The sequence below is a fragment of the Parasulfitobacter algicola genome (assembly GCF_013315265.1).
In the GTDB taxonomy this organism is placed as follows: Bacteria; Pseudomonadota; Alphaproteobacteria; order Rhodobacterales; family Rhodobacteraceae; genus Parasulfitobacter; species Parasulfitobacter algicola.
This window is the reverse complement of the sequence record NZ_JABUFE010000012.1, coordinates 1-11,191: the sequence shown is the minus strand read 5'-3', so window position 1 is coordinate 11,191 and position 11,191 is coordinate 1. Positions and strand designations below refer to the sequence as shown.

The following is an 11,191-nucleotide window of genomic DNA, read 5'->3' as shown; positions in this document are numbered from 1 at the left end:
TAAAATACCTCAAAAGGGCTTGCGTTGAAAAAGACTTCGTTCTATTCCGCACGCCACGCCCCTATAGCTCAGCTGGTAGAGCAACTGATTTGTAATCAGTAGGTCCGCGGTTCGAGTCCGTGTGGGGGCACCATTTATCCTTATAAATCAATCACTTAACGCTGGTTCGCGAACGGTAAGAATTATTATAAAAAATCCGGAAGCATATCGGAAGCAGTTATCTAAGCTGTTTGTGATGTGACCGCTTCGCAACAGATTCGATTGACCAACGCGCTGCATTTCGCCAGTCGCACAAAAATGAATTCGATCAGCGTTCAGTCGTAAATTGTTCTACGAAATCCAAGTTCCCCAATGTTAGAAAATATCTCCAAATTTAACCGTTGAGATACGGTAAAATTAGCCAATCAACGGTTCAAATGAATATAGCATCAACAGGAGGTAAAAATGAACATCAAAGCATCAGGACTAGGGCTACTGTTACCCGTAATCGCAAATCCAACTGTTGCCGCAACGATTGGCATCGGTGTTATCAGCCTAGGTATATACAGTCTTTTGAAAGATGACGACGACAGTGAAGTTGATCAAAAGCCAAAAACAAAACTCGATAAACTGTCCAAACCGTTAGAAAATGAGACTGCAACAGTTGACGCCATATCGAGCAGCGAACTGTCAACCGTTAGCAATGCTATTCTTGAACGACAAAATTATGATCCTGAACATACATCTGAAACTAGGTCAGAAGACGAAAGACGAGAACTTATCCGACAAGCAATGTCTGAACTAGGTAAACGAAGTGCGGCAGCCAGAGCCAAGAAAATATCTGAACAAGGTGAAACGGATTGATACGATTTTTCTGAACTATGCTCGGCCCGTCACATGCTGCGCAGTCGGCCCATAAGAGACATTGGCCATCCACTTGAGATGCTGCGGTCGCAGCCCGCTTTGCGGTCATTCGCTGCAAATGCAAATCCAAGGGTGAGCGATGCTGATCGGTAGGGTTGCCAATTAGCACATAAGCGGCGAGTTTAGCATGTGAACCTTCGGATCGCCTCTTTCAAAAATCCGCTTGAACCGTCTACTGTTAGGCATGACAAAAAGGAAAACACCTGAACCGGTCCCTGCTAGAGTAGCAGACAGCCCCCTGAAATTCGAAAATTTCGGAATCGATCCTGAAAAGCATGGTGAATTCAAAGAGGCGATGCTTCAGGCCGCGCATGCCGCAGTTAAGGAATACCCCGCGTTACTTGAGACCATAAAAGGTACGCTAGGCCGTATTTCACCGCCACAAGCACTAGCGGCGTTTTGTTGTTATGGATCGTCCGGATTCGTATCGAACAACGGCCAACAAACAGAAGCTCTACCCGGAATCCTGCAGCATCACTGCGAATTGCTTCATGCGCATGTACTTTCGCTGCCTCCAAACGAATGGGGGGACGAACCTATAACGCCTGACAATATGCAAGTGCTGTTCGACACTATGCCAAAGCTGTCAGACACGTTCTTCATGCAGCGCATCCTAGATGGCGAAAGCAAGTCCAGCAACGAGCAGGAACTCACGGCGCTGTCTCTGCAAGAACGTATCCGTATGCACACCCACACAGTGCGTAACTGGGGTTACTATGAACAGGTTGTCCAAACATCGCGTGAACTATACTGGCCGCTCGACGAAAAGCTGGTAGCCGCGCACGGTTTCAGCGCCACGGACCTCATCGACACGCTTTCAGTACTTCAACGTGAATTTGAAGAAAGAGTAGCGGCGCACATGGATCTTCTGGGGAAGGTTCTACGCGGCAAGACCGCAGCAGGGCTTGTTGAACGTTACTACAAGCTGGTGCCGAACCTCGTCGGCAGTGCCGAAGAAATGCTCGCTGGACTTCCAACCGATCTCACGTGCGAACAGATGTCGGGAATGCTAATGGCACATCTCGACCTTCGCCTGCTCGACACTGCACTCTTCACATTGGAAGGCGTCGCAAATTCTGCAGGAAAACCAGAGGAAGTGGTGTCCGCTATCTTGGGCACGCTTTCGTTTGAACCAGGCGCACTCGAAGAGACCAAACCGGAGTTTCTGTTTCTGGACAATCCAGTTTGGGAAAAGCCTGTGATTTCCCTAGGTGATCATTTCCTAGTGCCACTGCCGCAGGCTGCGTTCAGTCACATTCACAGAATAATGGAACGTCTCGCTCGTGAAGCAGGGTTGGCAAAGGCGTTGGAAGAGCGTCGCTCGGGTTTTCTCGAGCAGAAACTTGAAGACGTTTTCCGGGATGCACTACCTGATGCCGACATATACCCTTCATTCAAATGGAAAAAGGATGGTCAGCAGTTCGAAAACGACCTTGTTGTTGTGATTGACCGTGTGGTCGTGATTGCAGAAGCCAAGTCGCACCATCTTACCGCAAGTGGGTTGCGCGGCGCACCGGACCGTGTGAAACGGCACGTGCGTGACTTGGTGCTGAGCCCATCAATTCAGTCTCATCGGTTGGAAGAACTGATCAACGCCGCGCGAGGCGGCGACGAAGATGCTGCAAGTTTATTATCCAAGAACGGCATTGATGCGCAGAAGGCTGATCGAGTAATCCGGCTCTCTGTATCGCTCTATGATCTTTCTGTTCTCAGTTCATCGGAACAGGATTTCAAGAAAATCGGATGGGTGCCATCAGATCATCTGGTAGCGCCTAGCATTCTGATATCCGACCTGCACTGCGTCTCAGAAATTCTCGATAATCCGATCCTCTTCCTACACTACCTCGGCGAACGAGCATACGTTCAGAAGTCGTTTAACTTGTTGGGCGATGAGCTCGATTTCCTCGGTCTATACTTGGATTCTGCCTTCAATCTCTCTGCACTGGTTGGGGAGGCTGACACGTTCGCTGTGACCGGTATGTCCTCAACCATCGACGTTTACCACGAGGCCATCTCGGCGGGCATAAGACGACCAAAGCCGAAAATGAACCTTCGCCCCCTGTTTCGCGACATCGTCGCGCGTCTTGCAAAGGTTAAGCAACCCGGTTGGACGTTACTCGGTTTCCACCTTCTTGCATGTGCAGACCCAGCGGAGCAGAGAGCAATCGAGCGAAGCCTCATGAAGCTTCGGCGCTTTGTGCAGAAGAATTATCGAGACCCCAAACATACGTCCACCATGTTGATCAAACCGCCAGAGACGCGAAAAGCAACGATTATGTTCTATCTGTTTCCTCAGAAGCTGCGTGGCGAGCATCGCAAGATTATGGCACAACTGGCCACCGAAGCGATTGAAGCGGACAATCTCACGCAGTGTGTGGTTTTCGGGCGTTGCACCGAAGATTGGGGGAAGGCGTTTGAAAGCGCTCTGCTGATCTCGCAGGGTTGACCGCATTCGACGCTCATTGAAGGCAGGTAGGCTTTCTCGACGTCAAGTCCGGGCCGAACGTTGAACTGGAACGGCGAACGACTGCGCGGAATGTGAATGCGGAGTATTACCTGCCATTGTCCGATATCGTCGTGTTCGAGCATCTGCAATGCACCCGCCGCGAACTTCCGCTTTCGCCGCCGAAATGTATCAAAATCAAAACCGATTCACACTATGTAGGGCGGTTTTGTTTTGAATTAACCTTCAACCTCGTCCGATCTCCTTATAAACACATATCTATCTTTTGCATTTTGTAGCTGTTTCGCTGCGCGTTCCGGATTGGCGGTGACTTCCGAAGTCATATCTGCAGATAGCCGTTGAAATACTGTACTTAGTTCTTCCGTCTTTGCATTTGATAAAGCTGCTAAGGTAATGCTGCTGCCTAACAAATTACGGAAAAGCAGTCCGATATGTTCCTCGCGATGAACTTCCTTTATCGGGTTGGGGTCTGCGCCGCTACGCAGTTCTGTTAGGTCATCATTCATCTCGGCACAGACGGTTTCCCACAACGGATGATTTGGCCAACGTGCACGGTTTGGATCGGACGGCAACGGTTCGGTATACCGTACAACTTCGCCGGATTCGCGGCATAGGTCACCGAATTGATCAAAAAACTGCGTCCATGTCCGAATGCCCCAACGATCTTTAAGTAAATCTTTCCCAGCACGAAATTCCACCCGCCAAACTCGATTTTCACCCGCAGAGTTAGGATCGGGGCTGAGCGGTTTATGTAATGTTACATAGGGGGACGATATTTCACTATTTTTACGTAATGTATGGTTCCAGATAGCCCACCAGTATGACTTCTTGTGTGCAATCACCTCGGCGCGTTTATCATATATAATGACCTGTCTGTTCTGTGATCCACCGATGGTGACAGATGTGACGCGGCCCGATTTGCCGTGCGCCACGACATCATCGCTCGTAACATGATCCCGCCGTCCCGCGGCACTGTGCATAACAAAGTGATCAGGGTTCAATTCGAAAGAGGGGGCCAATACATCAACGCAGAAATCTGCCCTAGATATGCTGATGTCATTTGGCACAAACCGAATGCCAAGACGATCTAATACGTGATCGACATGCGCCTTGGCGGCACCTAGACCGTGTGTTGCCATAAAGAACGACCCGAACGACAGTCGGATGCCCCATGGGTCTTTGACATTCGGCTTTTTGAAAAACCACGTGGCCCCATCGTTGCCACCTCGGGCGATGAAACGGTATCCGTTTCCACCATGTGGGGCTAAAAGAAGATCAATTCCATTATAAGACACCAATACGTCGCGTCGATCTTGCTCAGCAATATTGCGTTCGGTTTCCAAGTAATCGAACAGATTATTTGGAATATTGGCTTTGACAGCCAGAGCCAAGGTATCAAAACCCTTGTGCAGCACGGTCAAGTCATTTGGTTCTGATGTATTTCCAGAGGGGGGTGCTACAATCACCCCCCTTTGACCGCTGCTTTCGGATTCTGGTTGGCTACTAAGAGCTGCAATTGTGCCTCCGGCGGGGCAGCTTGGGTTTTGGGGTCGTGAGGGTTGGTGGTTATTTGTTTGCATTGGTTTGTCTCGCAATCCAGATTTCTGCGCGCTCGGCGCATTTGGCGACGTTCAAAAGATCGGTCTGAGAAAAGCTGGTTGTGCTTTGCCAGTCGCAGTTCTGATCCTTGTAAGACCGGGCCAGATCAACGGAATGAAAGCCGTTGTTGTCCCAGATTGTTGCTGTAATCAGGCCAAGTCTGATCTTATGCGCAGGTGTATTCATCGTGATTAAGTTCCTTTCGATGTCGATGGGCAGCAGACATAGAAAGGGCGCGAGTTCGCGTTTGATCTCACGCCCTGTTTAAGACCTTACGGCCCCAAAATCCTCAAAGGTGCTGCTAAGCCCTCTAAGGCAAAACTGAATGTCAGATGGTTTGTGAGGTGTTTGACACCGTCCGGTCGGCGATCCACTTGTCCAGATCAGCGCGCCGGTAACGCACAGACCTCGCTGATACCTTTATGAAGTCGGGCCCACCGCCACGATGCCGCCAGTTCTGAAGGGCGCGAACGGAGTAGCAAAGAATGGATGCTGCTTCACGTTCGTTGAGTAAACGATCATGGTCAATTCTATTATTTGATGGTGAGTGCATGAATTTTCCCTCTGTTGGTCTTCTGACTAAATGAGGCGTAAAATCCACTACTTCAAAGGACAGCTATTTTCGTTTTTGATGATAGCATGTCCTTATGCGGTTATACCCTTAAAACACGGATAATTCTCTTACCCAATGCCGTATGGCTATGATAACTTTTTGGTGCAAAATTATCTAGAATCAGAACGACAAATCTAAAGTATCGACCACTGTAACCATCGATTTTTGCACTATAATAGCATTGTGTGGATGCTTTTTCTTCAGCCCATTCTTCAAAGATGTCGGCCAACTCCATCAAAAAATAATCTAGGTGAGTATTTTTTGTTCGCTTACCATATGACAACTCTTTTTCTATCCCTTTTGATACCCGTTCGGCTGCCCAGGATATCATCTTGATCAGGTTTTTGGTTTTTTGGACAGAATTCTCATTCGCATTCCAATAATCCATTTGCTCTGGAAAATAGAAACGAGAGTTAAATGGAGGTCGATTTAGGATTTCAGAATCAATCTGAGATCGATTTTCACATGTCAGTTTATCTAATGCATTCAAGAACTTCTCCGTTGATTTGTGAAGGTTCTGGAATTCTTTTCTCTGCGGATTTGGATTATAATTGCCTATAAGCTTTGAATCACGCTTAAATCGCCATATGACCTTGGCTAAACGGTTCTTCGACGTCTCAGGAATGATCGTTAAATCATTTAATTTGCAGAGCTTTTTCAGCAATTCGTCCGTTAATCGATCTCGAACGGCATCCAACGTTTCTATTGAATATTCTGAAGAAGTGTTTTGTTGTCGCTTCATACCAATTTATCCAATTTGTCATCAATCGTGCCATCAGTTTTGACCTTTATATCGAGACAACAGGAAATATATCTATTTTCCATCATGGTCTGTTGGCATAAATCTTCAATACAATCATCATAACTAGCCAATAGAACCAAGCCTATTTGCCAGTCTATTCGCAATTTGGCCTGCAGCTTTTTGTACTGCATCATCAGATAAATGCGCATAGCGCAGCGTCGTGGATAGGTTTTTATGCCCCAAAATTTCCTTCAGCATAAACGGATCAATTCCGTTTGTAACGGCGACCGACGCATATGTATGACGCAAATCATGCAATCTGACATCTGTTAGCTCTGCCCTAGTTCGCGCTTTACGCCAAGGTTTCTGCAAGTCGTTGTAATGGCTTTCACCATGGTCGCCTAATATCACATAAGGATTGTCTTCACGGCGTTCTAAAGACTGCAAAAGTTGACACGCTTCACGAGGCAGCGGAATACGGCGACGCCCTGTTTTACTGTCGGGTAATTCCAGATGCGTAGGCGTCACGTAATCCCATTTCAGCTTTTGGATTTCACTCAATCGACAACCCGTTAATAACAACAGGTAGAAAGCGGCAAAGACATAGCGGCTGATTTCTGCGTCTTGAAGCATTTGGCCCAAGACCGCGCCAAGGCGTTCTTGCTCAACATCATTTAGATAGCGTTTCTTTTGCAATTCAGGATATTTCTTAATCCTGCGAGTGGGATTTGAGTTGATTGGGCGCAGACTCCAATCCTCAGCCAAGTTCAACATCTTTGACAACATCATAACGCCGCGATTGGCTTGATACGGTGTCGACTGTCTTTTGAGATGAAACGTGGCGATATCCTCAAATGTAATCTCGGAAACTTGGATCGATCCTAAAATTGGATTGACCACTTTGTCTAACAGATTGCGATAATCATACTGCGTTGTCGGCTTGCAATACAATTCAACGTGGTCGGTCATAAACCGTTTTCCCAATTCTTTAATCGTTGGACTGCGTAAACGCGCCTTACGATCCGCAGAGGGATCCGCACCACGTGCAACATCAGCTTGGATCAACTTTGCATCTTTACGAGCTTCGTCAGCGGTTAGAACACCGTGCTGTCCGAGGTTCTTGCGACGCGTTCGACCGTTGGCACGGTACTGAACGATATAAACTTTGCGACCAGTTGGATAAATCCTAAGCCCGAAACCGCCTAATTCATCATCCCAGATGATGCGCTCTTTCAGTTCAGGCGTTAGACTATCAACCAGTCGTTTTGTCAGTTTCGGCATCTGTAATTCCATTCGAATAATGCAAATCCGGAAGCATATCGGAAGCATCATGCAGCGTTTCATAGCGTAACTGATGAAACGTGAGCGGGCGGTAGGTCAAGAATTAATGTTATAATTCAGGTATTTATGGTCGATAGGCGATGTTGAGCGAAATACAGAGAAATGCCCAAAAGTCGGTTTGTAATCAGTAAGTCCGCGGTTCGAGTCCGTGTGGGGGCACCATTTTACCATCTAAATTTATCCAGTGACATCTGATTGAACCATGTTTACAAGGTCTTTATAAAGATCGTTTGTCCAGTGCTGTTTTGTGACGTCCAGCAGCGTACCCCCCCATATTGGGGGTATTTTTGGGGGTACGATGCAAATTGGAAAAACTGCGTACCCCCACCATGCCCCTAAGTGATATCAAGATTCGAAATTTAAAATCGACGGATAAGGCCTATAAAGTTAGTGACTTTCAAGGGTTATTCATTTTGGTGAAGGTTAGCGGATCGAAGTCCTGGCGTTTCAAATATCGCATTGATGGCAAAGAACGGTTGCTGGTAATCGGCGACTATCCTGCAGTAACACTGGCTAAAGCGCGCCAAGCGCGTGATATCGCTAAGTCGCAACTGGCGAATGGCATTGATCCTAGCGAGGCCAAACAAGAAGAGAAGCGGTTGCGGCAGGAAGTCAACGGTCAGACTTTCGAGAAAATCGGTGCAGCTTTTCTCGCCAAACAGCGTAACGAGGGAAAGTCGGCGGCGACATTGTCAAAGACAGAATATCACCTCAAGCTGGCAAACCGCGATTTTGGCGGCAAGCCTGTAACTGAGATCACCGCGCCCATGATCCTGAAAACCTTGCGCAAGGTCGAGGCCAAAGGGAACTATGAAACCGCGCACCGCCTGCGTGCCCGCATTAGCTCGATCTTTCGCTATGCCGTCGCAAGCGGCGTTGCCGAGATGGACCCAACCTATGCCTTACGTGACGCATTGATCCGCCCAGCCCGTGTTCATCGCGCCGCAATTATCGAACCCAAAGCGCTGGGTCGTTTGATGCTAGAGATTGATAGTTTTGAGGGACAGGCGACAACTAGATCGGTTTGAAATTGTTAGCTTTGCTTGCTCAAAGACCAGGGGAAGTGCGTAATGCTAAGTGGGAAGAGTTCGATCTAACCGAAAAGGTCTGGTCGATCCCCGCCACCAAAATGAAAATGCGCCGCGACCATATTGTTCCGTTGCCAGATCAGGCGATTGAATTACTAGAACAGCTGCGCGCCATGAACAACAAAGGCGACTATTTGTTTCCATCCTTGCGCACATGGACGCGTCCGATGTCTGAAAACACCCTGAACGCCGCTTTACGCCGCATGGGGTATGCGGGTGATGAAATGACCGCCCACGGTTTCCGCGCTTCGTTCTCAACGCTGGCCAACGAAAGTGGCTTGTGGAACCCTGACGCTATCGAACGTGCCTTGGCCCATGTTGAGAAAAACGAAGTGCGACGCGCTTATGCAAGGGGCGAGCATTGGGAAGAGAGGGTGCGTTTAGCCGATTGGTGGGCTGGATATTTGGAACAAGTCTCTTCATCATAAAGGTAAATTGGTCTGCTTTTGCCTAATGAAATTGATCTTGATGAGGGTTTTGAATGGAGATTTTTAAAAGATCTGAAGCGGTTGAGCGATTACTGTCGGATTTAGACATACCAAGACTTGAATTCTTTTACGAACTTAAGCAAGGAATCGGACCCTACGATCCAGAATTTTTTGAGAAAAGCGCCGCTCGTCGTAAAGACTTTGAAGCGAAGGCCAAGCAGGCTTTGCTCGAAATGACCGACGAAGAGCTTTGGGAGCTTAGAGAAACGCCTAGAAGACTAAGTAGCTTTGCGTTGAAGTATTCGTTATTCGATCCTCCGCCATGGTATGCAGCAGGTTTTGGGGTTTGCGTGTATCAGGCTGACTTCGAATACTGGGCTAAAATGGATTTTTGGACGTTGGAAGAGGCAATATGTTTGAGCTTGGGTTTTAACCCTGAGAAGGTACCTAATTACCGAAATAGACCTCATTCACGTTACGAAACAGTTCAACTGTTCCGTCAGCGAATGTCGTTAATTGAACGAGCCCCCTTCAATGCAAAATCTCAACAAAACAGCGTGACACCATCTGTATTTACAAGTTGGGCCGTGAGTAAGGAAATGGAAATACCGTCTGAATTAATAGATGCAGTCGGTATCGCGAAAAAGCCTAATCGCCCCGCTATGTTGACTACCGTTGACAAACGACAGCACGATACTGCCTTGAAAGTAATTCTAGGCCTCTTGGCTTCAATCTACGCTGACGAACAAACTCTCGTTACCAGAGAGGTTAAGAGCGATATTTCATTAGGATTAGCAAAAATCGGCTTAAGTCTAGATCCCAAAACGCTGACTAAATTGTTGAATGAGGCTGTTCTTGCAAGAAAGAGATTTGAGTCGGAGCAGCAAATTAGGGACGATAAGGCTGTGTAATTTTGAGGTATTAGCAATCTTTTCATAGGAATAGCTGGCCTATTCCTCCCTAATCCCTGCCTATTACCAGACAGTTTTGAAAAAATACCATTGGTCTTGCTGCATGTTCCTAAATGCACTGGAGACCTAGAATGTATGATATCCTTCCAACGCCTCCTGAATGATCGAGGCAATCGGCTCATCGCGGGTCAGCAGTTTTCCATGCGATCCGGTCTTCTTGTATTTGTAACCGATGGGCGCGGCGAAGACGGCGTAGCCGTTCATCATGCGGCCCTTCATCCGGTTGGGGGCGTTCGGCGTTGTAGTAGGTCAGCCATTTACCGATCCCAGCCCTCATCTCTGAGCCCTTCTCAAAGGCGTTGAGATAAAGCCCGATTGGATTGCGGCAGATACGGTCTACGGATCGTCCGACACTCTGGTCTGGCTGGCTCTGAAGCGCCAAATCCTCCCCTTCATTCCGGTCTTCGACAAGGGCGAACGGACTGATGGAACCTTCTCACGATCCGACTTCGCATGGGACGATGAGAACGACCGGTACATCTGCCCGGGCGACAAGGAGATGCGGCATACATGGCGGACCTACTCCGATCCAAAACGGAATGCGCCAGCTTGGAAATCCAGAAACTATCGTGCCCTGAAATCAGACTGCACAGGAGGCGAGCTGAAGGCAAAGTGCTGCCCCAACGCTGAAACGCGTTCAGTCCATCGCGACAAATATGAGATCGTCAGAGACTTTGCTCGCCAATGCACAGGATCAGAGTTCAATCCGAAGGCTCAAGCGCGACGAAAAAAGGTCGAGATGCTTTTCGCCCATCTCAAACGCATCCTCGGCTTGGGGCGGCTCCGATTACGAGGCCCAGGCGGCGTCCAAGACGAGTTTACCCTTGCAGCTACCGCCCAGAACCTCCAGAAACTCGCAAAGCTCAAGCCAATACTGCCCGCCGCAGGTTGAAGCGGTCGCTAAGCCTTAGATATCTGAACGAAATCAAACCGGTACCCGAAACAAACGCATCCAAGTCAAAGACTTTTTCCACATGGCGTAATCTGGCTCTGCAATTCGAATGGTACACTGTGCCAGCAACCAAATGGAGGAGCTGATAAA

11 protein-coding genes, 1 tRNA gene and 1 pseudogene are annotated in these 11,191 nt (G+C 48.2%); 7 read left to right on the top strand and 6 right to left on the bottom strand.

Annotated elements, in window-relative coordinates; genetic code table 11:
• The first annotated feature begins 57 nt into the window (after nucleotides 1-57).
• The 3 genes from HRQ87_RS16205 to HRQ87_RS16195 all read left to right on the top strand — a co-directional run bounded on the left by HRQ87_RS16205 (nucleotide 58) and on the right by HRQ87_RS16195 (nucleotide 3,349).
• A tRNA-Thr gene (locus tag HRQ87_RS16205) sits at nucleotides 58-133 on the top strand.
• Nucleotides 134-444: 311 nt separating this feature from the next.
• The gene (locus tag HRQ87_RS16200; protein WP_174139489.1) at nucleotides 445-843 is read left to right on the top strand and encodes a hypothetical protein; all 399 of its coding nucleotides are present in this window, start codon (nucleotides 445-447) and stop codon (nucleotides 841-843) included.
• A 244-nt stretch (nucleotides 844-1,087) separates the two neighbouring features.
• Complete coding sequence (locus tag HRQ87_RS16195) at nucleotides 1,088-3,349, top strand: hypothetical protein (RefSeq protein WP_174139488.1); 2,262 nt, start codon at nucleotides 1,088-1,090, stop codon at nucleotides 3,347-3,349.
• A gap of 236 nt (nucleotides 3,350-3,585) precedes the next feature.
• Here HRQ87_RS16195 and HRQ87_RS16190 read toward each other — a convergent pair whose 3' ends face one another.
• The 5 genes from HRQ87_RS16190 to HRQ87_RS16170 form a co-directional block, all read right to left on the bottom strand.
• Nucleotides 3,586-4,833, bottom strand: a complete 1,248-nt coding sequence (locus HRQ87_RS16190) for a hypothetical protein (RefSeq protein ID WP_174139487.1) — start codon at nucleotides 4,831-4,833, stop codon at nucleotides 3,586-3,588.
• Nucleotides 4,834-4,933: 100 nt separating this feature from the next.
• A complete protein-coding gene (locus HRQ87_RS16185; RefSeq protein ID WP_174139486.1) occupies nucleotides 4,934-5,152 on the bottom strand; it encodes a hypothetical protein in 219 nt (72 codons plus the stop codon).
• A gap of 142 nt (nucleotides 5,153-5,294) precedes the next feature.
• Nucleotides 5,295-5,519, bottom strand: coding sequence for a helix-turn-helix transcriptional regulator (locus HRQ87_RS16180; protein ID WP_174139485.1), 225 nt, complete (start codon nucleotides 5,517-5,519; stop codon nucleotides 5,295-5,297).
• 100 nt (nucleotides 5,520-5,619) lie between these two features.
• The gene (locus HRQ87_RS16175) at nucleotides 5,620-6,321 is read right to left on the bottom strand and encodes a hypothetical protein (RefSeq protein ID WP_174139484.1); all 702 of its coding nucleotides are present in this window, start codon (nucleotides 6,319-6,321) and stop codon (nucleotides 5,620-5,622) included.
• 123 nt (nucleotides 6,322-6,444) lie between these two features.
• On the bottom strand, nucleotides 6,445-7,602 hold the full coding sequence (locus HRQ87_RS16170; protein WP_174139483.1) for a site-specific integrase: 1,158 nt from the start codon (nucleotides 7,600-7,602) through the stop codon (nucleotides 6,445-6,447).
• Nucleotides 7,603-7,991: 389 nt separating this feature from the next.
• On the opposite strand from HRQ87_RS16170, the gene HRQ87_RS20310 reads away from it, so the two are divergent.
• From HRQ87_RS20310 to HRQ87_RS16160, 3 genes are read left to right on the top strand one after another with little or no spacing between them, the layout of a single operon-like run.
• A complete protein-coding gene (locus HRQ87_RS20310) occupies nucleotides 7,992-8,690 on the top strand; it encodes a tyrosine-type recombinase/integrase (protein WP_246252387.1) in 699 nt (232 codons plus the stop codon).
• A 35-nt stretch (nucleotides 8,691-8,725) separates the two neighbouring features.
• Nucleotides 8,726-9,178 (top strand): tyrosine-type recombinase/integrase, encoded by a 453-nt coding sequence (locus HRQ87_RS20305; RefSeq protein ID WP_343035350.1) that lies wholly within the window; start codon nucleotides 8,726-8,728, stop codon nucleotides 9,176-9,178.
• Between the two features lie 53 nt (nucleotides 9,179-9,231).
• Nucleotides 9,232-10,089 (top strand): hypothetical protein, encoded by an 858-nt coding sequence (locus HRQ87_RS16160; RefSeq protein WP_174139482.1) that lies wholly within the window; start codon nucleotides 9,232-9,234, stop codon nucleotides 10,087-10,089.
• A 126-nt stretch (nucleotides 10,090-10,215) separates the two neighbouring features.
• On the opposite strand, the gene HRQ87_RS16155 is transcribed toward HRQ87_RS16160, so the two are convergent.
• On the bottom strand, nucleotides 10,216-10,353 hold the full coding sequence (locus tag HRQ87_RS16155; RefSeq protein ID WP_246252390.1) for a hypothetical protein: 138 nt from the start codon (nucleotides 10,351-10,353) through the stop codon (nucleotides 10,216-10,218).
• A gap of 100 nt (nucleotides 10,354-10,453) precedes the next feature.
• On the opposite strand from HRQ87_RS16155, the pseudogene HRQ87_RS16150 reads away from it, so the two are divergent.
• A pseudogene (locus tag HRQ87_RS16150) lies at nucleotides 10,454-11,041 on the top strand (transposase); the annotation flags it as partial.
• Between the last annotated feature and the right edge of the window lie 150 nt (nucleotides 11,042-11,191).